Below are 22,475 nucleotides of genomic sequence, written 5' to 3' on the forward strand. Positions count from 1 at the left end.
CGTAATTATAGCTACGTTAAATCGAGTATAAAAGTATAAAATTTAGATTTTCATGGTGATATGGTAATCTACCTAAAAACTTTTTAGAAAATAAATGAAAGCCCAGAAAAGACTATATCGAAGCTTACGCTAATTGTGAACGTAGTACTTATGAAACTTGGGTTCTAACATTAAATAAAGATCTGTAATTAAGTTTACACATTTCAACACAAAAACGCACTTTATCGAAGACACTCCTTCACCTAGTAAGCTTTTTAACCTTACTTATATAACAACTCTAAGTGCGGCCGTAGTCTAGCCTGGTAGGACGCTGGCCTTCCAAGCCAGTGATCCCGGGTTCAAATCCCGGCGGTCGCACTGTGGGGGACGCCCCCACACTCCAGTTGCTATTTTTCAATTTGATGTACGTCTCGATGGCGTCGATTAAGGGGACGACGTAAGTTTCCTTCACCTCACCGTCCACGTTCTCTAGTCTGTACGCATAATACTTACCTCTAATCTGGCGTATAATATAGTCGCCGTACTTATAATGGGCCTTCTCTTTCGACATTTTGACGCATTACATCTGACCTACTCCCTGCCCTGCGAGGGTTCTGCATAGGTCTTGAGCGTTACTCCCCCTTAAGGGAAATACTCCGTGATGTGAAGAGAAAGGAAAGAGCCAAAGCGTTGACAATCTTCCTTATTATAATGTTTAACGCACTGTTGACGTCGCTGTGAAGTTAACGACATCCCTTGGATTTCTGTCAACCTTAACATCATGGAAAGCGCAGAGCCGCGAGGTATTGTACTCAACAACTAGGTACGTCTTTACGCCGTACTCGTGGAGTTTGTTCACTAACGCGTTTATTAACTTATGATAAGACCAAATGTTCACAGTAAACTTGTTACCCTTATCTTGAGCGATAAGATATGGATAGCCCAAGTAAACTGTGGAGACGCCAAAGACCACAAGGACTTAGCCAAGTGAAAGGCTAAAGTTCTGTAAATGAAGAAGCCTACGGTACAACTTTGCAAATACTCTTTCCCTCTCCATCAACACTTCTTCCCTAGCTTCTTGTTCTTGAACCTTCTCAGCCTAGCTCTTCAACTTGTCGAGTTCGGCGATCCTCTCCTGAAAATAGAAGTTCGCTCTTCACTGCTGAACCGCGGTAAAAGAGAGGTAAAAGAGAACAGTAAGTTCTCAACAACGACAGTAGCCAACGCGTTTACGCCAAGGTCAATTGACGCAACTCACCTTTAGGCTTTTGAACTGAATCTCTTTCGCCGTGGACGACGAGAGAGTCCTTCATTGGCTTACGCTTTTCTTAGAAGTGGTTCTGCCAACGTCGACTGGAATACAAGCGTAAAACTTGTTACCTTCAACGCGAATCTCCAGTCTACCTTGTACTCCAAACCACCTTAACCTTCAAAGGGCATCTCCATTTCCCAATCCTTCAGAAAGATGACGTGCCTTTCTTCGTTAACCTCATAGCGATCTTGCCTAACTACTAGGATCAACTTCCTCTTACCGCCTTCCAATAGCCTGGTGGTGAAACGTGATTAGCAAATGGTAGGTCTTTCCTTTGCTTTAGTAACGAGAAGAATGATGACCAAGCTTCGTTGTTCTTCTGCAAAACAGCTTGAGCGTTAACTCCTAGAACCTTCTTGTACTTCTCGTAATACTTGTACCACGCGTCATTGAGGTCCACTTTCTTTTGCTGAAAGAATTGCTGTCTCCTCTCGTAGTTTGTCTCCTTCCACAGCTTTGCTGTTGCGTCTGCCAACTTCCTCAATTTCCTCTGTTGACCCACTAGGAAATAGCCTTACGACGATTGTTCTGACGCTTCCCTCATTGCGGGGGTAATCGGGGCTCCTCATCTTTAGTTCACCAAAGGAAGCGCCATAAAAGGAAATTGTTTTCATGTTAAAACCTTACCCCGCCAGGCGAGGTTTGTCTTCTTATTTATCACCGTCTACAAGGCTTTTAAGCGAGGGTAACGCGTTACAAGTTAATTTTTCTGGCACCGCCATAAATTGGTTAAGGAAAATAGCCCTTATGTCCTCCACGCTAAGGTGCCTTGAGTTCTCTACAAGCGGTAACTTCCAACTCCAATTACATGATCTTTTTAAATCTTTGTGGAGTATCAGTAAACAGAGTTTTTAAGTAGTTGTGGAGTCTCATTACATAGTAATGATCGAAGAGTATAACCCTTGGTGGACCTCAAGGGAGCTCGTCAAGCAGAGCGAGTATTACAAGAAGTACGAAGCCTCCCAGATTAAGTGGGGCGTGGACCTTAACCTCTCCTTGGAGCCGTTCTCTCTAAACTTCTTGTTCGGTCCTAGGCAAGTGGGAAAGTCCACAGCGCTCATACTGCTGGTCAAGAAGCTGTTGAGCTTGGTGGACAACCCAAGGGCAGTTTTCTACTTCTCCTGCGATGGGCTGGCAGACTACAAGTAACTTGACGAGGTGATCTCAGCCTACTTGAAGCTGAAGAGGAAAGAGCAGATAAATACCTCTTACATAATACTTGACGAGGTGACGTTTCCAAAGGAATGGTATAGAGCAATAAAGTCTAGGATTGACAAGGGCGACTTCAAAGACGACGTGCTAATACTGAGTGACTCGCTCTCCATAAGGGCCAAGGGAGAGATCGAGACCTTTCCGGGCAGGAGAGGTAAGGGTAAGACTTTGATTATGTATCCCTTGCCCTTCTCAGAGTACGTGAGGCTCTTCGGAGTAAACGTACCACAAGGGGATCTGGACTTCGTCCTCAAGGAATACTACAAGCACGTAGGTTACTTGCCACAGTTGAGTAACCTATTTGAGAACTACTTGGCGTCTGGCGGTTTCCCTAACGCGATAAAGGACTTCACCTCTACAGGCAACGTTGGTCTGACCACGATCTCTGACTTAATAAGTTCCGTCATAGGAGACATCAACAAGTTGAGGAGGAGCGAGAGGTTCTTCAAGATGTCCGTTAAAGCAATTGTGGAGAAGGCTTCAAGCGCTTTTAGCTTCCAGTCTCTCGCCAAGGACTTTGGCGTGGGCACGGTAAAGACGGCAATAAGTTACGTCGATTTACTTGAGAAGCTCTTTTTACTGAAGGTAGTCGAGCCAATAGACCCCAACCTAGGAGAGCCAATACATAGGAAGGAAAAGAAGTTTTACTTTATTGATCCCCTTCTCTACTATGCGTTCTCTAAGTGGACTATAACAAAGGCACCGGACGAGACTAAACTCGCTGAGGCTATAGCTGTCACGCACCTAGCTAGGCTGTTTGACGTATACTACTTAAGGACAAACCACGGAGAGGTAGACATAATTGTCAGAAAAGGGGAAAGGCTAGTTGGATTTGAGGTGAAGTACGGCAGAGTTAGGGGGAGAGAGATGAGAATAGGAAGGGTAAAAGAGTTCTACTTCCTAAGTAAGGATTCGATAGACGATAACGTGATACCGCTTCCGCTGTTCTTGGCGATGTTAAAGACCCCAATAGCAAGGGAGTTAGAGCTCTTCCCTTCGTAATCGAAGTCACACGTATTCTTAGGGGATTAAAACGCTGACGATACCTCAAACCGGGTCTGAGACTTACCAGTACTGTTAGCGGTCTACGTTCTATAGGCCCTTTATAGTCCTTGACGTTGAAACGAACTTTTAGGCCTCACGAAAATGCGATAGTTACACTACCTTATTACATGATTCCCAGAGGTATAGCGGCACTTGCTTAAAGTCTTTTCCCACTTTACACGAATTAGCCAGCAGAAAGGCCCGAAGGAAACGTTGACAGTCCCTACTCATTCACCTACGGCATACTGTTTGAAGAACGAATCACTTTACACGTAGCATCCCGGCGTAATTCGCTTGGTAAACGCTCGAATAGCCTACACGGAGGCTTTGACTCCTAGGGGCTATGCCTTCAACCCTCCTTTTTCTCCGCCTTAACTTCCTTAACGTCAGCCTCCTCCACCAAACTACCACCTTCCTTGATATTGGAGTTCCCTATTACCCACTTCTCCCCCCAGTCTTTCATGACGTCAAACAAGCCCTTCAAATCCTCGCCCATCTTGGTCAAGGAATACTCTACCTTGAAGGGCCTCGTGCTCATGATCCTCCTCTCCACTATCCCGGCCTCCTCCAAAAACTTCAGAGTAGACGAGAGGGTCTTGGAACTGAGGCCTGTTTGCTTCAGCAACGCGTTAAACCCCTTGGGCCCCTCAAACAAGTACCTCAGTACTATGAGCCTGGGTTCGGTGCCTATGAGCCTTATTGTCTCCACAATGGGGCAAATGGCCTTCTCCTGTTGCTTGAACTCTACCATCAACTTTACTTTATAGAGTTAGTAGTTATAAATCTATTTCGTGAGATTAACTTCACTTACAGAACTTAAGCTTGACAAAGTCCTTCTCCATGGCCGAGCTTACTACCTTGTAACCCATCCCCTCCACCAGGCCCTCCAAGGACGGCAGGTAAAAGTTCCTTATTACTCCCTCGTCCATTATAGGGAAGGCAAGTATCGCGTCCATCTTGTAGCAGGATTCCCCGTCCTTCACTAAATTGACGTTGTCGGAGTGGAGAAATGTGAAGAAGTACAACTGCAACAAGCTTTGGGGGCCCTTTCCATCTACCAGCGAGCTCGAGATGGATCTAAAGTTCTCCTTTATCTCAGACGACTCCATCTTACCCTTGGACACCACGGAAAAGGGGACGGGTAAGTAGCCCTTCTTAAACATGGCGTTTAGGAACTTTAGGTAGACCTCCAAGGCCCTAACGTCCCCGTTCTTCACTACCTCCAGGATGGCATCAAGCAGGTCGCTCGCAAAGGCGTACTTATTGGGGGAATAAATCTTGTCCTTGTTCTTCTCAAAGACCTCTATTAGTAGCTTTACAGTCCTCTCCCTCAAAGGGAACAGGATCTTAGGATCACGTTGTCTCTTTCCCCCTTGCTCCTTTGTCACGAGAAATGATGTAATTGAAATTTTTTAAATGTTTCCCCCGCAAAAACCAATACCTTACTTCTTGAAGTTTGAGGGGAGGACTGTGCCGTGGGGTATGTTCTCCCCACTGGAGATCAACGCCCCCAACTTGTTCACCTTACCCCTCACTATTACCGCAGGGTAGTTTGACGTGATGACTGAAGCGCCAAGCCTTGCCCCCTTTCCTATAACTGAGTAGGTGACGTAGGACTTAGAGCCGATCTCAGCATGAGGCTCTATGAGGGAGTGGGCGACCTCACAGTAAGCCCCCACCACGGCTTTTTCCTCTATGGACGAGTAGTCCCTGACCAAGGAATAGGAGCCCACGTACGCGTCCCTTCCAATGTAGGCCGGGCCCTTAATTACCGCGTAGTCCTCCACCACCGCACCGTCTTCTATTATGATGCCTTTCCCTATCAAGGCAGTCTTGGAAACCGTAGCGTTGTTTGACACGATGGTCTTGGCCGACTTCAGCAACATCTCTACAGCGTTTATCAAGTCCTCTGGGAAACCTATATCTATCCAGTTCCCCGACCAGATGAAGTACTTAGCCATTGGCGATACCCTGGAGAAGTACTCCAATAAGTCGTCAAAATCGCCATAGGGCAGTATGTAAGCCCCAGCAAGGGCTAGGGTAGATCCCTCCTTTACCACCTCCAGTCTGTCCCCCACAATCTTCGCCAGACCGTACGTCTGCATCCCCTCGTATACTGGCACGAGCGAGAAGACGGCCCTTGCTCCCATGGCGTAGACGTTCATGAGGCTGACGTAGAACTCGGGGTCAGCTATTATGTCGCCGAATGTGAGGAGGAAGTCCTCCCCTACCCTTTCCATGCCGTCCTTAACTGCCCCAGTTATCCCGGGCCTCTTTTGTTCCACGAACTCCAAGCTTAAGTCGACGTTTATGCCCTCCTGCACTTGTTTTCCGTTCTCGTTGACAACTATCACGGCCTCCCTTACCCCAGCCCTCTTTATCCCCTCCAACACGTAGGAGATCACTGACTTCCCCAGAACGGTTATTGACTCCTTTTGTTCCTTCTGTGTGAAGGGAAAGAGCCCCTCCCCCTTTCCTGCCGCCAGGACTACTGCCTTCACTCCACGGTCACCGTCTTAGCCAAGTTCCTGGGCCTATCCGGATTGAGGCCCCTTGACACTGAAGCATAATATGCTATTAACTGAATTATGGGGGCGACAGCAAACGGGTTCAGCCTCTCGTCCTCCACGCTAAGCAAGATCTCCCTGTCGGTGTTTAACTTCCTGTTAACGCTGATCCCAAAGGTCACTGCACCCCTTGCCTTCATCTCCTGGACGTTGCTCTGGAGCTCCTCGAATAACTCCCCAGTGTTCACGAAGACAACCGGGAACCCCTTACTCACGAGGGCGATTGGGCCGTGTTTGCTCTCACCGGCAGGGTAGGCCTCTGCGTGTATGTAAGCTATCTCCTTTATCTTGAGTGCCCCTTCCATGGCAAGCGGCACTCCGAGTCCCCTGCCTAGGTAGTACGCGTTCTCCTTCTTGGAGAGCTCCTCTCCAACCTTCCTCGCCTCACCGCTCAAGTTTAGGGAGCCCCTTATGACCTTCTCTACCTTCTCCAAGTCGACCTTCTCTCCGACAAGCTTTGCCCAGAGGTAGACTAAAGCCCCAAGTTGGGAGGTGAAGGTCTTTGTCGCCGCCACCCCTATCTCTGGGCCTGCCCTAGTGTAAAGCTTGAAGTCGCTCTCCCTAGCTACTGCGCTCTCTATTACGTTGGTTAATGAAACAACGGGGCTCCCGTACTCCTTGAACCTCCTTATTGCCAGTATCACGTCTAAGGTCTCACCGCTCTGGCTTATGGCTACTACAGTGTCGTCTGGGTTAGTCTTGACGTTGTAGAACTCCGACGCAACCACTGGTATGGAAGTGTATCCGTACCTCTGCAGCAACATGGAGAAGTACAGCCCAGCGTGGTAACTAGTTCCTGCCGCGACCACGATCACCATCCTTGACTCCTCCAGCCTCTTCACTACCTCCTCCACTGTCCTGTCCTTGTCCATCCCGTATATTGTGTCCATGACAGCCTCAGGGCTCTCGTATATTTCCTTGAGCATGAAGTGTTCGTAGCCCTCCTTCGATGCTGAGGAAGCGTCCCAGTCGACCTGGTGCACCCTCTCCCTCACGTCCACTGCCACGCCGTTGTTCTCTATGTACACTTGGTTCTCGCTTACGTAACCTACGTCCCCGTTCTGTACCACCACAATGGTTTTAGTGTAGGGTAAGAAGCTGGGGATGTCGCTCGATATAAAGATGGCCTTCTCTCCTAGGCCTATTACTAGGGGGTTGAAGTTCTTTGCAAAGTATATCCTCTTCTCGTCCTTAACCACCGCGAGGACGGCGTAGGTACCATTCAAAGAGCTTATCGCTGCCTTAAATGCCGTGAAGGTGTCCATGCCCCTCTTCTTGAACTCCTCCACCAAGTGGGGGATTACCTCTGTGTCCGTCTCGCTCTTGAACTTGTGGCCCAAGGAGATGAGCTCCTCCTTTAGCTCAACGAAGTTCCTTATGGTGCCGTTGTGGATCACAGCAACGGAGCCAGAACAGTCTAAGTGGGGGTGAGCGTTGTAGTCCGTTGGCTGACCGTGTGTCGCCCACCTTGTATGGCCTAGGAAGACCTCTCCTCTCATGTTGAAGACGTTGTACTTCTTTGCGAACTCCTCCACGGAACCCTTGGCCTTCCTCACATCAATCCCCTTTTCCCCTAAGGCGGCTACACCGACGCTGTCGTATCCCCTGTACTCTAGCCTAGTCAGGCACTCGTAGGTTATCGTGGCCAAGGGAAGGCTAGGATCCTTCGAGAGTATTCCTATTATCCCGCACACATTCAAATAACTGGAAGTCCTAGCTTATTTCCTTTACCGTTACCCCTCCCTCGCTCTTTTCAGATCTCACTAGAACTGCTCCGACGCTGTTTAAAAGGATTTCAGACTTTACGTCCTTTGTACACATAATAGCTCCACCTCCTCCACCTCCGCTCATCTTGCAACCCTTTACCCCCAGTAGCCTTGCTGTGGAGACCAAGTTGTCCACGATTGGAGAGGTCACGCCTAAACTCATTAGGAGACCGTGGTTAATGTACATCAGTTCCCCCAACCTCTCCTCGTTCCCCTCTTCTAGGGCCTTCTTTGCTTCGTCCACTACCTTTCCTATGGTTGAGACAATTTCCTTAAAGAGGGATTCGTTCCTCTCCTTTAGCCCTCTCACCCTCCTCAGTATGTCCTTCGTAGTGGAAGATCTCCTGACGTAGCCAACTACGAGCTTGACGCCGCCCTTAACCCTCTCGTAGCCCTCCGTTCCCCTCGGGAAGTAGACGATCCCCCCAAGGGAGATCGTGTAGGTGTCCATCCTGCTCCCCAGTCCCTGGACTGAGAGCTCTACCTCCCTTGAGATTTTGGCTATCTCCTCTTTTGTGAGCTCGTAACCTAGAAAACGTGAGTAGGCTGCCACCACGCCAACTATGGTAGCTGCGCTAGTGCCCAACCCTACTGAGGGCTCAACTGGGGAGTCTATCTCTATGAGGGCATCCCTCTTCCTCCCAAAGTACTCCAATGCCTTAATCACGTACGACAGGATCCTGTCCGTCTCCTCGCTTTCCACCTTTAGGTCGTTAAGCGAGACCTTTAGTCCCTTAACTGACAGGGTAGGGGAGCTGATGACGGTCTTGTCGCTCTCTCTAACCCTCACCACCATCTTCTCGGATATGGTCATTGCTAGGGCAGGCTCTCCGTAGACTACGGCGTGCTCCCCAAACAGGGTTACCTTCAGGGGGACTTCAGCTACTATCATCTCTCATCTTCACTGGGGAGTTCTGCCTCAAAAGCAGTTTGTCCTCTTTCTTCACCGCCTCTACCAGCTCCTCCAGCGTCATGCTCCTCTGTTCGTTGTTGCCCCTCACCCTCACGGTCAAGGTGTTTGTCTTCACTTCCCTGTCGCCTAAGACGCCAACGAAGGGAACCCAATCGCTCCCAGCCCTCCTTATCTTGTTCCCCAAGCTCTCGTCGTTGTTATCTACCTCAACCCTCAGACCGTCTTCGTAAAGCCTTTCTGCAAACTCCATAGCTTTCCCCACTAGCTCAGCCCTCACCGGCAGGATCCTAACGTGGACGGGCGATATCCAAAGGGGTAGGATTGGGGTCTCCATTGCCTTGGCCTTTAAAAGGAGGTAATATACCAGGTTCCCAACGTCCACCCTGTGCTCTTCCCAGATGGTAAGCATGTTCTTGGAGTCTGAGAACTGCCTAGGGAACTCCAGCTCGAAGCGTTCGTAGTAAACCTCTATTATGGGGTCCTCGTTTACGCAGGGAAGCGTCCTTCCTGAGGGCTTAGAGTAGACCACGGACATGTATCCCTTGGGCACCTCCTTTGTGCCTATTATGACCCCTTTTGGCTTCACGAGATCCTTCAAGAACTCCACTACGGCGTTCTTCATGAAGACTGCCTTAGGGGAGTACGGGAAGCCGAACTTCTCGCAAACTGAGAGCTCCTCACTCTTCTCCAATTCCCTCTCCTTGCCTATCCTCCTGGATAGCTCGCTCAAGGGGTGGCCGTAACAGGAGATGGAAAAGGACTTGTACCATCCAAAAGGCGCCCTGTACACCTCTACTCTTCCCTTTAGCTTTTCCTCCAGTTTCCTCAGCAGTGTTACAGCGGTCTTGGGGTCGGCCAAGTTGTTGGAGAGGTGAGCGTAGGGGTAGATAACAACGCACGAGGCCTTAACTTGGGAATAGACGTCCATTACGTTCTCGACGGCTCTCTCCGCGACTTGTTCGTCGTCCTCCTTCTCGACCGTCGTAAAGGCTACAAGGGCGTTCTCCTTGGACAGGGAGTTTAAAAAGTCCTCCTCCGCCGACTTTATTGCCCTTTCCTTCACTTGAAAGGAGAAGGTCTCGGCGTGTATAAAGAGGATTATCATCCCCTTACACTTCTATCTCTTCTCCGTTCTCGGGGACTTTAACCTCTACGCCGAGCTCCTGCTTCACTACTTCGGCAAAGTACTGCCCGCTGTCTGGTGAAGCGTGCACTATGACCACTTTCTCCAGGGAGCTTGACGCCTTGAGAATCTCCATTAGTTTGTCCTTCCCTGCGTGACTGGAGAAGTCAAAGAGTTGGAACCTCGCCTTGAGTAACGGCGAGCTTTCGCTGAACTTGCCCAACTCTAGTAGCTTTCTCCCGGGAGTGTTCTCAGCCTGGTAGCTTACTAGGAATATGGCGTTCTTGGGGTTGTCGGCCATCTTCTTGAAGTAGTAGACCGCTGGCCCACCCTTCAGCATCCCAGCGCTCGCTACTATCACCCCATTGCTCTTCCACGCCTTGTTCCTGTCCTCCCAGCCCCTGACGTACACGAACTCGTCGTACGCCTTCCTCAAGCTCTCCGCGTCGTTTAGGTACTCTGGGCTGCTCATCATTATCTCCATGATAGTCCTGGCCATCCCATCGTAGTAGACCGGATAGGGTATGTTCCTCTCAGCCAATACTGCAAGGATCTCTTGGCTCCTGGCCAAGGAGAACGCCGGGATGAGTACTGTACCTCCTCCCTCAAGTACTTCCATGACTGAGTTGTAGAACTCGTCAACCACGTTTTTCCTCTCAGGATGGTTGAACCTACCGTAGGTCGCCTCTGTGACGATGACCTTTGCAGACTTCATCACCTCCAGTTCTGCAGGCTTCATTAGCTTCGTGTTGGCCAAGTTTATGTCGCCAGTGTATGCAACGTCCCCTTTCTCTGTCTTAATCAAGGTTATGGCGCTCCCGGGTATGTGGCCAGCGCTAGACGTCTTTACCGTAAAAGAGCCCACTTGGAACTCCTCGTTGTACTTAAAAGTCCTAAAATTATCCATTGCCCTCCTCAGCTCAACCCACTCGTAAGGAACTCTGGGGCCGGAGATCTTTAGGAAGTCCTTTATTATGAGCTCAGCTATCTCCCTCGTCAACTTTGTGCCGTAAATTGGCTTAGAACCAGAAATCTGGTAAATGGGGAGAGCTCCCACGTGATCGAGGTGAGCGTGGGAGACTATAAAAGCCGAGACCTTCGAAGGCGACTCCTGTAAGGGAAAGTTGGGCGTGTCGTCGGCGTTAAAGTTTACTCCGTAGTCGAGTATTACGCTTTCTTGACCGTTGCTGACCTCAATGGCTGCCCTTCCTACTTCTTGTCCTCCACCTAATACTTTGATCTTATAGTTCATTTTGATTAATTGGTCAACCGCAAATATTAAGTTTGAGTATTTCGTAATTTCCTTTAATGAAGATCAAGCCAAAGGACCTCAAAAACCTCGAGAGGCTGGGAATAAAGGCAGAGAACATAGACGCGGTGAGAGTAACTATAGAGACAAGGGAAGGGAAAAGGATAGTGATAGAGGAGCCTACTGTGACTAAGACTGTTGCCATGGGCCAAGAGGCCATAGTAGTGATGGGCGGAAAGGCAAGAGAAGAAGAGGTAAAGGAGAGAGAAAGCGGAGCAGAGGTAAATGAGGACGACGTCAAGTTCGTGGCAGAACAGACTGGGAAGAGCCTAGAGGAAGCTAGGAGAGCCCTAATTGAGGCTAATGGGGATATAGCACAAGCTATCATGAACCTAACGAAGGAACAATCCTCTTGAGCGAGGCGAGCAACTCCTCCTCCGTCCTTCTGAGTGACACTATGACTGTTACTCCCTCCCTGTCCATCAAGTAAATGGAGAGGGGGTCCATCCTAACTGGCCTGTGAAGGACCACTACCTTGGGCTTCACTGGTGCTATCTTTAGGGCAATTGATGGGGACCTACCGCTTGACACCTTAGTGAAGACTACTACCTTGTTCAGGGAGATTGATAGGAACTGGTAGAACTCCATGCCGTCCAACGCAGTTATGGCCTTAATGCTGTCAGTGACGACGTAACCGTAGACATCTATATTACCCAAAGAGGAGTTCACTGGCACTCCGTCCACCGCGACTATTACCTCCTGAAGCTTTACTGGGGTAACGAAGTCCCTCATGTCCACTATGAAGGGGAAACTGAAGGCGAACGCCTTTGCAAGCTCCTTCACAACCTTGTACCCTCTCCTTGCGTCTATACTCAGAAGGGCCTCTATGTAACGTCTAATGAACGCGGAGCCCGGGTTCCTCTTGTTCCTCTCGTAGTCTGTCACCACCGACTGGGAGACCCCGAGTGTCCTAGCTAGCTCCGACTGCGAGACTCCGAATACCTCCCTCCACTTGCGCATGGAGGCCCCGACGTCCCTGCTCCACACCACGTCCCCGGCTATCCTCTTGGCTATGTTCTCCACCACAAAGTCCTCGTCCATCAGAAAAGATTTTTATGGGTTCGAGATAATAAGTCATGGGCCCGTAGTCTAGCCTGGACTAGGATGCGACGTTCGGGTCGTCGTGATCCCGGGTTCAAATCCCGGCGGGCCCACCACCCTTTGGAAGACATAGGCTCATTCTAAAGTAGTCAAGAAAGTAGGCAAAAATATATATAGAGTTTGGGAACGTGAAATAGAAGGAAAAAGAGTTACAAAAGAAAAAAAAGTTACCTTACGCTACTTTTCTCATTACTAGGACTATTGCTACTATGGCTATTATTAGGCCAATTACGGCTAGTGCCAACCCAGCGTACACGAGGGTCTTTATACCATTTAGGGAGCTGACCTCGCTTTGTAGGCTACTAACTGTGCTGTTCAGGGAGCTCACTTCACTCTGTAGACTATTTACCTCGCCCTTAAGGGTGGTGACAGTATTGCTCAAGCTAATTACAGTACTGTTGAGGCTGTCGATCTCACTCTTCAACATACCTAGCTCGGCGTTGATGTTGGATATGTTGCTCTCCAAGGTAGATATCTGCATTTCCAAGTAGGTCACGTTACTGGATAGCTCCGACCTCAGCAGGGATACCTCATTCTCTAGTTGAGATACCTCAGTCTGCAACGTGGCTATCTCCTGGTACAAGTTTGGAGTAGCCACCACTTGTACGCTAAACTCTGCAGTAGTACCTTGATAAGTGGCGGTCACGTTTACGTCAAGCACGTAAGGTATGTTGTCGGTCATCACGGGTATCGTTATGGATACGTTGTATAGACCGTTGCCAATGCTCTTACCCGTCACCGTTATCCCGTCGTAGGTCGCAGTAACTATCGCGTTGGTTACTGGCTTCCCCATCATTGACACGTTGACTATTATAGAGAAGGTAGAGTTCTCAAACGCTCCTGCAGCGTACACATCGTTAATTGGCGTAGTAACATTCTCCCTAATTCCCATGTCCTGGAAGTAAGCTGGAGTAGCCACGAGCACTATTGGCTGAGTGTATATCTTGACCATGTACTCTCCAAAGAAGTTAGGTGGCACAGTCACCGTGGTGGAGTTCTCCTCGTATCCCGCCTTTGTGAGCACTATCTTGTAAGTAGACCCTGTGGTGTAGTTGTAGGGAACTTGAACTAGAGCAACTCCGTTTGGTCCAGTTACGCTTTGGTTCAGGAAGACGCCAGTGGAGCCGTAGACCTTTATTGTTGCACCAGGCAAGGGCATGCCTTGAGAGATAGCAGTGACCGCCAAGGTTGTTTCGTTAGCGGGCGTAAGGTATATGGTTATGTTAGCCGTGTATACGTCAGATATGGTTAATTCTACTACGTACTTCCCAGGGACGAACTCAGCTAAGGGCTGGCCGTTCTGCTCAAAGGCTGAGGACAATAACATTACTGTGTAGTTTAGCTCGCCATTGGACCCTATGTTACCTATACCTAATGGCGCGTTCATCTTGATGTTATCGGGGCCGTATATGTAGATGGAGGTAGGATACCCTGGATACTGAGGAGCATAGATTGATACATTGAACTGCAACTCTTTGGGATTAATCAAGGGTATGTGCTCGTTCTGGATTGGAGAGTATATGGTAACTCCCGTAGAGGCACTCGTTATACTACTCACAGACATAAGGCTTAGTGCGTATAGGGCTAAAGAAATCGCCAACACTAGTTTATACAAACCATCTCTTTTCATGGACACACCACCATTCAGTGTACTCATCTAAAGAAAAATTTAAAAAAACTTTAGGTTATGGTCAGCTGCGTCGTCACGAAGTCGACCTCTATAGGCTTGGCAGATGGAGCTACAGCGGTGGATGGATACTGTACTGGGATAGTGAACGCGGAGACGTATACCTTATACGTCCCCGGAGTCAAGTGCGCTAAGCTCAAGTCGAAGGCTATTAGCTCATTCATGGTCTCATTAGGCAGAGGCTGGAAGAAGGTCTCATATACGAACACGGTGACTCCACTAGCATTGACTAGCTGGACTGCCACATATCCGGAGTAGTTATAGGGTATTGTGGCCATCATATAGAAGGACAGCTGGTTGGTCACTGGGTTGTACACTAGAGGTGTCACGTTCTCGAACACGTTAGTGTAGACCTCTCCAGTAATAGGCACAGTTGCTACCAAAGGCTTTGATGTTAAGCCAGTTATGTTAACGGTCACAGTCATGGTCTCTCCAGCCTCAATGTACTGGGATAACGTACCTACCTTCACATTATCCACGTACAGCGTGGTCTCATTGATTGGAGCTCCTAACGGAGACACATTGAACACTATGAAGCCTACGAATAACCCACTACCTGGACTAGTCTCAGTTAACACTAAGGTACTGTTAACGTGGTACAATAGCTCCGCCTTCGCTCCAGTATAGCCAGTTACCTCTATGCTTGTCACTGGCACGCTTAACGTGGTTCCCGGTGCTGTCTGCGCATAGGTTGGGTCAGATAACTTCACCTCAACGGTAAATCCAGTAGTCGCAGTGACATTGTATAACAAGTTCACTCCGGGCTGTAAGTCAGCTATTGGTGTCCCAATAGTCTGTATGGGTATCTTGCCCTGGTTTGGTGGAATCAGCTGCAGTTCTATCGGCAAGGATATCAACTTTATGTTCTTAGTTATGGTCTGCCCAGTTATAGTATCATAGTAATTGACGGATAGCACAGAGTTGTTTAACACATATACAGCCTGCTGTTGTGTTATTCCTAGTATCTGCTCTAGCCCGAGCAAGCTTATCTCAAATCCGTACTGCCAGAGCTGCAGTGGTACGTTACCAACTTGATACCAAGTGTGGCTGGTGAAGAGCCTAGATATGTTAGTGGAGGTCATATATATCTTATACGCTGTGCCGTTCTGGAACTTTATGGTAACGGAGGTTAGCGTAGCTACTTGTACCTCGTGGGATGGGTTGTAGTTAAGTGGAGTGTTGGGGTAGTACAAAGTCACACTGGCCTCAGTTGGGGAGGTAGTCTGCCCAATTATTATCTCAGAGTCTCCTGGTAAGTGTATCAACACGGGGTACTTTGGCATCACGGTAGTGACGTTCTCCACAACATAGTGATAACCGTAGTCATAATCAGTCAAGTTGCCAGGTATGAAGGACTGGCTTAACGAGGCAACTGAGGGTAACTGTATCACCGGAGCAGTCAAGTTTATAGCTAAGTTATCACTTACGGAAGCTTTCCCTAATGGGCCGAAGTAGTACTGCACGGCGTAGTCGCTGTCGTTAAACGTGGCCACTATCATAGCATTCTTCAAGTCTGCTGGGTTGATAAACACGTACACCATGCTGCTGTTACTAACCGAGCCTGCAGCGTTAGGGGCTACCTCGATGTTGTTCGTTGGAGACAACAGGAACGAGACGTACGCCTTGAACACGTAAGGTACGTAGCCAGACCCAGTGTAGTAGAGCTCTAGGGGTACGTTTATGGACTTTACAGGATTGTTGTTAACGTAAAGGGTCAAGTAAAGACCAGCGTTTTTAACTTGATACCCTGCATATTTCCCAGTGTCATTTGGCTCGTTGTATGTATAAGCATAAGCTGCCATAGGCCCTCCGTTCGGAGTGGACAAGTACCAATCTAAGATGTCGTCCGGGGCGTATATCGTTATATTGGCAATCATGTAGTTGTCAGTTACGTTAGCGAATACCTCGTTGCCCTGGCCGAACATCGAGTAGATTACATTCATTGACGGTGGAATTATGACTGGCTTGAAGCTTGCGTTATTGTATGACAGCGTGGGGTTTATACCCTTCACATATACCGTGGTCGTGTTGGACCACAGACCTAGGCCAACTAGCGCTATGTAACTACCATTATTGGGTACGACAAACGGTACAGTTATGCCCTCAGTTTGAGAGGCAGTACCTGGCACCGAAGTTACGGCATCTACTAGGTAATTGATGAAATTATACTTAGGTGTGTTTGGAGCTACGTAATATGAGGCGTTCACTAGGTACACCCCTGCAACTTTGGTGTAGTTGAACTTGACCGAGAAGCTTATGTTGACAATAGAATTATTAGGTACATTCTTTAGGACTGGTTGTACTGTAACGTTGACTGTTACTCCACTACCTATACTTAGGTTCTGCACCTCTATTGGTATCTGGCTTATAGTGGCAGTTACATTTGCGTAGTTAGCGTTCAACGTGCCGTTTAAGGTGTCAGTAGAGGAATAGGTGAAGTAGAAGGGTGTTGGAGGTGTGTCGTTGAATTGTACGTAGTAGAAGCTTCCACTTGACGTGTAAGGTGTAATGCCGCTGTTAATTGTGGTCTCGTTAGTCGTGGCTGTGAACCTGCTCAAGATCGTATAAGTCTTACCAGGAGTTAACGGCACAGTATTTATCCCGAACTCTTGTGCCTTAGTGGTGTAGTTGGTGGTATTGAACGGATAATTATCAATGTAGGACTCGATTACCTTGAAAGTAACCTGTATAGCAGTTTGCGGGATGTAGGTTAAGCTAACATTTTTTATTGAACCGTATTCAGACTCTAGCGTTATGTTCTCTCTGCCCCACGCAAGGCTTTGACCAGTCACTGGGTTCACCACTTTTAGTATCAGTGGCTGGCTCGCAGCGTTTACTAAAGTCGTTAAAAATATCGCTACGCTAAATGCGTATACCAACAATAGAGTTAAACCTATCTTTTTCTTTCGACTCATATCCATACTAGATCTAGGATACTCATTTTCCAATAAGGTATAAAAGAGTTGGTGTATACATATGTATACTATGAAATTGCTACGTAAGCTTTAGTTCTTTGGTTGCCATACACAGTTCTAGCTTCAGAGCCTTATAGCCCTTGAAGGTGCTAAATAACAACAGCTGTATGCCCTAGTATGTTTCGCAGATGGTCACGATCACGCTGTAACAGGCAACAGCTTGACGCGTGGACAAGGGTCTCATAACCCTAGGTTTTTACGCATTCGCGTTCAAGGCTAACGGGACTACCTTCTAAAAGCTTGAAAACGATTTCAATCTCGCGGAGAAAAGACCTACTAGAGAGTCTATCAAGAGGAAAACGTTTTTTACCATTTCTGCCCCAATCTAACTTGGGCCGGTAGCTCAGCCTGGAAGAGTGCGCGGTTTGCACCCGCGAGGTCCCGGGTTCAAATCCCGGCCGGTCCACCAGACACCGTTCACCGTTTAACTTGCATTATAAATAAGAAGACAAACCTCGCTTGGCGGGGTTAAGGTTTTAACATGAAAACGATTTCCTTTTATGGAACTTTCTTTGGCGAACTAAAGATGAGGAGCCCCGATTACTCCCGCAATTCCGGAAGCGTCAAAACCGCAGTTGTGAGGCTCTTCCCAAGTGGGTAAACAGAGGAAATTGAGGAAGTTGGCGGACGTGACTGAAAAGCTGTGGAACGAGACAAACTACGATAGACAACAATCAAGAAAAGAAAGTGAACCTCAATGACGCGTGGAGGAAGTACAAGGAGGTTCTAGGAGTTAACGCTCAAGCTGTTTTCAGAAGAACAACTTGGTCGTCCTTCTTCTCCTTACTAAAGAAAGACCTACCGTTCGTGAATCACGTCTTATCGCCAAGCTATTGGAAGGCGGTAAGAGGAAAATCCTAGTCGTTAGGCAAGATCGCTACGAAGTTGACGAAGAAAGGCACGTTCTCTTTCTGAAGGATTGGGAAATGGAGATGCCCTTTGAAGGTAGGTTAAGGTGGTTTGGAGTACAAGGTAGGCTGGAGATTCGCGTTGAAGGCAACAACTTTTACGCCCACATTTCGTTGACGTTGGTAGAACCACCGCAAAGAAAAGCGTAAGCCAATGAAGAACTCTCTTGTCGTCCACGGCGAGAGAGAGATTCAGGTTGAGAAGCCTAAAAGTGAAAAGGTTGCGTCAATTGACTTAGGTATCAACATGTTGGCTACTGTCGTTGTTGAGAACGTACTGTTCTCTTTTACCGTGGTTCAGCAGTGAAGAGCAATTACTTTTACTTTGAGAAAAAGATCGCCGAACTCGACGAGCTGAAGAGCGAGACAGAAAAGGTTCAAGAAGTGAAAGCTAGGGAAGAGGTGTTGAGGGGAAAGGAAAAGAGTCACTAAGCTTTACCGTAGGCTTCTTCATTTACAGAACTTTAGCCTCTCATCTTGCTAACTCTTTGTGGTCTCTCGGCGTCTCCACAGTTTACTTGGGATATCCATATCTTATCGCTCAAGATAAGGGTAACAAGTTTACTGCGAACATTTGGTCTTATCGCAAGTTGGCGCTACAGTGAACAAACTCTACGAGCACGGCATAATCACGTACCTAGTGATTGAGCATAACACTTCGCGGCTCTGCGCTTACCATAACGTTAAGGTTGGCAGAAATCCCAAGGGGTGTCGTTAGCTGTCCTTTTGGTCGTTAACTTCACAGCGACGTTAGCGGAGCGTTAAACATTGTGAAACTAGGAGTGAAGAAGATTGTCAACGCTTTGGCTCTTTCCTTTCTCTTCACATCACGGGGTATCTCCCTTAAAGGGGAGTAACGCCTTAGACCTATGCAGAACCCTCGCAGGGCGAGGAGTAGGTCAGAAACCTTGAAATTGGCTCTCCTCTCCACGCCAAGTAACTAAGAGAGGCCGAAGTCCCTCGCCATTAAGTACCCCTGCCTTATTGCCTTGCCTATGCTGTACTGGTCGTCGGAGAACCTCCTCAGCACGAGGTCGTACTCTCCAGAAGGTTCCTTCACTACTTTGACCCCGTAGCTCTCCAAGTTGACCCTAAGCAGGTACGCCCTAGTCCTGTCGAGTCCCCTTAACGACCTCTCCGTGACGTGTACCTCGTTGGACTTGGCTAGCTCGAAGGCGTAGTCGTGGTAGGCGTAGACGTTAGAGTCCACTAAAACCCTCTTTCCTACAACTCTAGGTACCTCTGGTGCTCCTTCCTCTGGCAGGGCGTAGACGCATACGTCCCCTCCCTTGCACTCCTCTGCAGTGTTGAGGACTACCTTTACCCCCAACCTCCTCAGCTCGTCCTCGTAGTACTTGACGAGGACGGAGAACTCCCTGTACTTCCAGGGGTCCCTCACCATGTTCAGCTGACCGCCGAGCCTGCCCTCTTTCTCATAGAGCGTCACTGAGAAGCCCCTCATTGCCAGAACCCTCGCCACTTCCATACCCTTGACTCCCCCGCCCACTATCTTCACTTCTCCCTCTCCCCTTGCTAAGGGCGGAGAGCTCTCCCAGCCTAGCTCCGGGTTAACGTCGCACCTCACCTCCTTGTACACCACTCCCCTGCAGGATTGGTTGCACCTTATGCACGGCCTTATTGGGAGTCCCTTGAGCACCTTCCTAGGCCAATGGGGGTCGGCGAGGAGTTGCCTCCCCATCACAACGACGTCCGCGACCTCCCTCACCTTAAGCGCGTCCTCCGCAGTGATCACGGAGCCCACAAGGAAGAGAGGAACGTTTACCGTCTCCCTGACGACCTTTGCCTCCTCCACAAACGACGCTGTCCTGTAGTAGAAGGGCATGGAGGAGGACAGGGGGCCGTCCCTACCAGCTGACAAATGGACGTAGTCAATCCCTGCCCTCTCGAACCTCTTCGCGTACTCCGCCACCAGCTCCGGTGTAAGGCCCTCCTTGTCGAACTCCGTGACGCTTAGCCTTATCCCCACTGTCAAGTCGATCCTCTCCTTTATCCCCCTTACGATCTCCTCCACCAACCTAGCCCCGTCCCTGTACTCGTCCGTCCTCTTGTTCGTGGAAGGAGAGAGGAACTGGGCTAGTAGGTAGCCGTGGGCGCCGTGCAACTCGACCCCATCAAAGCCTGCTCTCTTGGCCCTCACTGACGCCTCTATGAACTCCCTCTTTGCCCTCTCCACGTCCTCCTTGGTCATCTCCCTGATCTCTCCCATGAGGGGTAGGTTTGAAGGCGCAATGGGAGTGTTGCCCCATATGACCTCCTTGGTCGTCTTCCTCCCTGCATGAACAAGTTGCACGAACACCCTGCTACCCAGGTCGTGGATGAGCTGGGTAAGCCTAAAGTACTTCGGCAGGAGCTCGTCGCTGTACATGCCCAGCTCGTTTACAGACCCCCTGGAGTCCACCTTGTCCACGTAGGTGTACTCTGTTATGACCAACCCTATCCCTCCCTTGGCCCTCTCCGCTAGGTATGCTATGTGCGCCTCAGAGGGGTAGCCCTCCGGCGTCGCGAGGTTGCTTATCATAGGCGACATGGCTATCCTGTTCTTCAGAACTACGTGGCCCACCTTTATTGGCTCAAATAACCTCTCGATCATCGAGATAGTTAGTTTCTGAACTAAAAAAGTTAAACTTTTTAATGCTATTATCGGTCAAATCTGGTCTTCTCCACGTCCTAGGAAAAGAATTAAAAGTAGTTTTGTATAGAAATTGAATAATGGACAGGGTAGTCCCAGCATTACTCCTCATGGTCGTTTTCCTTATATCCGCAATAGCAATCTATTCGATCACCTTTAAGCTCACTGAAGTCTCCATCTTGACGTCGTCTACCCTGTCAGAGGTTGAGCTTATCATATCGTCCTCTTGGATTGGGGGAGCGATAGGTGGACTAGTGATTGGTCTCGCGTCCGACAGAATAGGGAAGAAGAAAGCGTTGGGTATTTCCATTACCCTTTTCTCTGTCCCCCTCCTAGTTAACGTTTTAGTGGACAGAGTGTTGGCCATCTACTACGTCCTGTGGTTCCTGATAGGTTTTGGGGTGAACGGGGATAACGGGGTTAGCTACGTCCTAATAGCGGAGTTTTCACCACCTTCTTTGAGGGCAACCTTCGGGAGCCTAATGCAGGGGTTCTATTTCTTGGGTGCAATGATAGGGGCAAGCCTTTCCGCCTTCCTTGGGTTCAGAGAGTTCTTACTAACCATCTCGTTGCTCTCCTTGCTCTCCTTCTTGCCCTGGGCAAAGGTGCCGGAGTCCAAGTTCAGGGGAGGGAAGTTCAGACCGGTAGAGGTCTTCAGCAGGAAACATAAGGGGATCACGGTCTTTGGCTCCATGGCAGTGGTGGGAGCGTTCCTCTTCCTTGTCCCCCTAGTGTCCCTTGGGTACACACTCTTCTCCGAGTCCGGGTTTCCTAGGGCGTTATCCTCCTTCGCTGTTACGGTTTCTTTCCTTGTGGGATTCGCCGGCTTTACTCTAGCTGGGAGGATAGCGGACGCCATAGGGAAGAGGAGGACTACCTTCGCCTTCCTCACAGTGGGCCTTGTGGGAGTAGCGTTATTGGTAGGGGTCTCCTTGCTCAAGGACTTCTACTTCCTCCTCTTTGTGTACCCCCTGTTGATGTTCTCCTCTTCTTTCTTCGCATACTTTGGCGTCTGGATAAGCGAACTCTACCCCCCACAGCTCAAGGGTACTGGGACAAACACCGCCTTCTTCTTGGGCAGACTATTAGGGGGAGGGTTCGGAGTCTTCCTTGTAGCGCTCTTACCTTTACCCCTGGCTTTAAGCTTGAGCGTGGTGTCCCTAGTCTCTCTACTCCTGGTCCTAGCGGGCGTCCAGAAGTTGAGAGGCTAAGTTCTCGTTCGACGAGAGCCTTTCTTTGATGCTGAGAGGTCCTCTTAACCTCCCCGTAACGAGGGCAGGAAGGGAAAGGGAGACAACCAATTAATAGTTCAATTCCATAAGCTACCTATGGATTACGTTAACCTCTTGAAGTCCCAGAACCCCTACGACAGGCTGGACGCGTGGTTTAAGGCAGAGTGGCTACTAAACAACGGCATGGCGACTAGGGAGGAGCTAGGGAGGTTAAAGGATTACTTCCTCGAGTTGCTCTCGCACCCGGACGAGACAGTTAGGTTACACGCATGGCAACAATCTCTGAAGCTACTGCCCCTGGGGGTAATAAACTTGGAGGACCTAAAGGTTAGGAAGGGCTACTTCTTGGACGCGCTTAACGACGCTGAAGGGTGGTTGCTAGCGCTGGACTTGCTGAGGGGCAGGGTGGTAACAAAGGAGGAGCTGAAGGAGAAGGTGCCCCAATTCCTCTCCTTACTCAAGGGGAACGAGCTGAACAAGGTGGCTAGCTGGTCGCTGGTGCCCCAGATGATATCAGAAGGGGTCGTGGTCAGGGGAGAGGCAGAAGCGCTGAAGCGGTACTTGTTCGACCTACTGGACTCCCCCGCCTACGACGTCCAGTTCAACGTGCTCTTCCTCATAGCGGAGCTGTACGAGAGGGGTTTCTTGAAGGAGGAAGACGCGAAAAACGTGAGGGAGAAGTTGTAGGAAAGAGGGT

At 49.1% G+C, this 22,475-nt stretch carries 21 protein-coding genes, 3 tRNA genes and 1 pseudogene; 11 read left to right on the top strand and 14 right to left on the bottom strand.

Going from position 1 to position 22,475, the window contains the following annotated elements:
* Positions 1-283 precede the first annotated feature (283 nt).
* Positions 284-357 (top strand) — tRNA-Gly (locus MPF33_01045).
* Between the two features lie 31 nt (positions 358-388).
* On the opposite strand, the pseudogene MPF33_01050 reads toward MPF33_01045, so the two are convergent.
* The 3 genes and pseudogenes from MPF33_01050 to MPF33_01060 all read right to left on the bottom strand — a co-directional run bounded on the left by MPF33_01050 (position 389) and on the right by MPF33_01060 (position 1,793).
* Positions 389-550 (bottom strand): annotated as a pseudogene (locus MPF33_01050) (putative integrase).
* Between the two features lie 144 nt (positions 551-694).
* On the bottom strand, positions 695-952 hold the full coding sequence (locus MPF33_01055; protein ID MCI2413831.1) for a transposase: 258 nt from the start codon (positions 950-952) through the stop codon (positions 695-697).
* Positions 953-1,496: 544 nt separating this feature from the next.
* Positions 1,497-1,793, bottom strand: a complete 297-nt coding sequence (locus MPF33_01060) for a hypothetical protein (GenBank protein MCI2413832.1) — start codon at positions 1,791-1,793, stop codon at positions 1,497-1,499.
* Between the two features lie 380 nt (positions 1,794-2,173).
* Here MPF33_01060 and MPF33_01065 point away from each other — a divergent pair, with 380 nt between their 5' ends.
* Positions 2,174-2,440 carry a hypothetical protein gene (locus MPF33_01065; GenBank protein MCI2413833.1) on the top strand — a complete coding sequence of 89 codons (267 nt, stop codon included), beginning with the start codon at positions 2,174-2,176 and terminating at the stop codon, positions 2,438-2,440.
* Between the two features lie 9 nt (positions 2,441-2,449).
* A complete protein-coding gene (locus MPF33_01070; GenBank protein ID MCI2413834.1) occupies positions 2,450-3,505 on the top strand; it encodes an ATP-binding protein in 1,056 nt (351 codons plus the stop codon).
* A 391-nt stretch (positions 3,506-3,896) separates the two neighbouring features.
* Here MPF33_01070 and MPF33_01075 read toward each other — a convergent pair whose 3' ends face one another.
* The 7 genes from MPF33_01075 to MPF33_01105 are packed head-to-tail and all read right to left on the bottom strand — an operon-like array spanning position 3,897 to position 11,168.
* Positions 3,897-4,298, bottom strand: coding sequence for a helix-turn-helix transcriptional regulator (locus MPF33_01075; protein MCI2413835.1), 402 nt, complete (start codon positions 4,296-4,298; stop codon positions 3,897-3,899).
* 52 nt (positions 4,299-4,350) lie between these two features.
* Positions 4,351-4,935, bottom strand: coding sequence for a hypothetical protein (locus tag MPF33_01080; GenBank protein ID MCI2413836.1), 585 nt, complete (start codon positions 4,933-4,935; stop codon positions 4,351-4,353).
* 54 nt (positions 4,936-4,989) lie between these two features.
* The gene (locus MPF33_01085) at positions 4,990-6,048 is read right to left on the bottom strand and encodes an NDP-sugar synthase (GenBank protein ID MCI2413837.1); all 1,059 of its coding nucleotides are present in this window, start codon (positions 6,046-6,048) and stop codon (positions 4,990-4,992) included.
* Complete coding sequence (gene glmS, locus MPF33_01090; GenBank protein MCI2413838.1) at positions 6,045-7,808, bottom strand: glutamine--fructose-6-phosphate transaminase (isomerizing); 1,764 nt, start codon at positions 7,806-7,808, stop codon at positions 6,045-6,047. The genes MPF33_01085 and glmS overlap by 4 nt, the downstream gene beginning before the upstream one ends.
* A 19-nt stretch (positions 7,809-7,827) precedes the next feature.
* The gene (mvk, locus tag MPF33_01095; GenBank protein MCI2413839.1) at positions 7,828-8,772 is read right to left on the bottom strand and encodes a mevalonate kinase; all 945 of its coding nucleotides are present in this window, start codon (positions 8,770-8,772) and stop codon (positions 7,828-7,830) included.
* The gene (locus MPF33_01100; GenBank protein MCI2413840.1) at positions 8,759-9,898 is read right to left on the bottom strand and encodes a His/Gly/Thr/Pro-type tRNA ligase C-terminal domain-containing protein; all 1,140 of its coding nucleotides are present in this window, start codon (positions 9,896-9,898) and stop codon (positions 8,759-8,761) included. Before MPF33_01100 ends, mvk begins: the two co-directional genes overlap by 14 nt.
* Before the next feature lie 4 nt (positions 9,899-9,902).
* Positions 9,903-11,168 carry an MBL fold metallo-hydrolase gene (locus tag MPF33_01105; protein MCI2413841.1) on the bottom strand — a complete coding sequence of 422 codons (1,266 nt, stop codon included), beginning with the start codon at positions 11,166-11,168 and terminating at the stop codon, positions 9,903-9,905.
* Positions 11,169-11,224: 56 nt separating this feature from the next.
* Here MPF33_01105 and MPF33_01110 point away from each other — a divergent pair, with 56 nt between their 5' ends.
* Entirely contained in the window at positions 11,225-11,581 is a 357-nt protein-coding gene (locus tag MPF33_01110) for a nascent polypeptide-associated complex protein (GenBank protein ID MCI2413842.1), read from the top strand.
* Here the strand turns inward: MPF33_01110 and MPF33_01115 are convergent.
* Positions 11,550-12,266 carry a helix-turn-helix domain-containing protein gene (locus MPF33_01115; protein MCI2413843.1) on the bottom strand — a complete coding sequence of 239 codons (717 nt, stop codon included), beginning with the start codon at positions 12,264-12,266 and terminating at the stop codon, positions 11,550-11,552. The genes MPF33_01110 and MPF33_01115 overlap by 32 nt on opposite strands.
* Positions 12,267-12,303: 37 nt before the next feature.
* On the opposite strand from MPF33_01115, the gene MPF33_01120 reads away from it, so the two are divergent.
* Positions 12,304-12,382: transfer RNA gene (locus MPF33_01120), tRNA-Pro, on the top strand.
* A gap of 116 nt (positions 12,383-12,498) precedes the next feature.
* On the opposite strand, the gene MPF33_01125 is transcribed toward MPF33_01120, so the two are convergent.
* Both MPF33_01125 and MPF33_01130 read right to left on the bottom strand, forming a co-directional pair.
* Positions 12,499-13,956 carry a hypothetical protein gene (locus tag MPF33_01125; GenBank protein MCI2413844.1) on the bottom strand — a complete coding sequence of 486 codons (1,458 nt, stop codon included), beginning with the start codon at positions 13,954-13,956 and terminating at the stop codon, positions 12,499-12,501.
* Positions 13,957-14,006: 50 nt separating this feature from the next.
* The gene (locus MPF33_01130) at positions 14,007-16,895 is read right to left on the bottom strand and encodes a hypothetical protein (GenBank protein MCI2413845.1); all 2,889 of its coding nucleotides are present in this window, start codon (positions 16,893-16,895) and stop codon (positions 14,007-14,009) included.
* A 425-nt stretch (positions 16,896-17,320) separates the two neighbouring features.
* Between MPF33_01130 and MPF33_01135 the strand changes: the two genes are divergently transcribed.
* The 4 genes from MPF33_01135 (at position 17,321) to MPF33_01150 (ending at position 18,614) form a co-directional block, all read left to right on the top strand.
* Positions 17,321-17,397 (top strand) — tRNA-Ala (locus tag MPF33_01135).
* Between the two features lie 424 nt (positions 17,398-17,821).
* Entirely contained in the window at positions 17,822-18,046 is a 225-nt protein-coding gene (locus MPF33_01140; protein ID MCI2413846.1) for a hypothetical protein, read from the top strand.
* Between the two features lie 4 nt (positions 18,047-18,050).
* Positions 18,051-18,203, top strand: coding sequence for a transposase (locus tag MPF33_01145; protein ID MCI2413847.1), 153 nt, complete (start codon positions 18,051-18,053; stop codon positions 18,201-18,203).
* A gap of 267 nt (positions 18,204-18,470) precedes the next feature.
* Positions 18,471-18,614, top strand: coding sequence for a hypothetical protein (locus MPF33_01150; protein MCI2413848.1), 144 nt, complete (start codon positions 18,471-18,473; stop codon positions 18,612-18,614).
* A 222-nt stretch (positions 18,615-18,836) separates the two neighbouring features.
* Here MPF33_01150 and MPF33_01155 read toward each other — a convergent pair whose 3' ends face one another.
* Entirely contained in the window at positions 18,837-20,507 is a 1,671-nt protein-coding gene (locus MPF33_01155; GenBank protein MCI2413849.1) for an NAD(P)-binding protein, read from the bottom strand.
* 119 nt (positions 20,508-20,626) lie between these two features.
* On the opposite strand from MPF33_01155, the gene MPF33_01160 reads away from it, so the two are divergent.
* Positions 20,627-21,757 carry an MFS transporter gene (locus MPF33_01160; protein MCI2413850.1) on the top strand — a complete coding sequence of 377 codons (1,131 nt, stop codon included), beginning with the start codon at positions 20,627-20,629 and terminating at the stop codon, positions 21,755-21,757.
* A 117-nt stretch (positions 21,758-21,874) separates the two neighbouring features.
* A complete protein-coding gene (locus MPF33_01165; protein MCI2413851.1) occupies positions 21,875-22,465 on the top strand; it encodes a hypothetical protein in 591 nt (196 codons plus the stop codon).
* Positions 22,466-22,475: the final 10 nt, after the last annotated feature.

Source organism: Candidatus Aramenus sp. CH1 (assembly GCA_022678445.1).
Classification (GTDB): domain Archaea; phylum Thermoproteota; class Thermoprotei_A; order Sulfolobales; family Sulfolobaceae; genus Aramenus.

Excerpts from the sequence above, each read along its gene's own strand:
- MPF33_01075 (MCI2413835.1), bottom strand. The coding sequence starts at position 4,298 with ATGGTAGAGTTCAAGCAACAGGAGAAGGCCATTTGCCCCATTGTGGAG.
- MPF33_01100 (MCI2413840.1), bottom strand. The coding sequence starts at position 9,898 with ATGATAATCCTCTTTATACACGCCGAGACCTTCTCCTTTCAAGTGAAG.
- mvk (MCI2413839.1), bottom strand. The coding sequence starts at position 8,772 with ATGATAGTAGCTGAAGTCCCCCTGAAGGTAACCCTGTTTGGGGAGCAC.
- MPF33_01125 (MCI2413844.1), bottom strand. The coding sequence starts at position 13,956 with ATGAAAAGAGATGGTTTGTATAAACTAGTGTTGGCGATTTCTTTAGCC.
- MPF33_01145 (MCI2413847.1), top strand. The coding sequence starts at position 18,051 with ATGAAGAACTCTCTTGTCGTCCACGGCGAGAGAGAGATTCAGGTTGAG.
- MPF33_01165 (MCI2413851.1), top strand. The coding sequence starts at position 21,875 with ATGGATTACGTTAACCTCTTGAAGTCCCAGAACCCCTACGACAGGCTG.
- MPF33_01105 (MCI2413841.1), bottom strand. The coding sequence starts at position 11,168 with ATGAACTATAAGATCAAAGTATTAGGTGGAGGACAAGAAGTAGGAAGG.
- MPF33_01110 (MCI2413842.1), top strand. The coding sequence starts at position 11,225 with ATGAAGATCAAGCCAAAGGACCTCAAAAACCTCGAGAGGCTGGGAATA.
- MPF33_01155 (MCI2413849.1), bottom strand. The coding sequence starts at position 20,507 with ATGATCGAGAGGTTATTTGAGCCAATAAAGGTGGGCCACGTAGTTCTG.
- MPF33_01160 (MCI2413850.1), top strand. The coding sequence starts at position 20,627 with ATGGACAGGGTAGTCCCAGCATTACTCCTCATGGTCGTTTTCCTTATA.
- MPF33_01065 (MCI2413833.1), top strand. The coding sequence starts at position 2,174 with ATGATCGAAGAGTATAACCCTTGGTGGACCTCAAGGGAGCTCGTCAAG.
- MPF33_01115 (MCI2413843.1), bottom strand. The coding sequence starts at position 12,266 with ATGGACGAGGACTTTGTGGTGGAGAACATAGCCAAGAGGATAGCCGGG.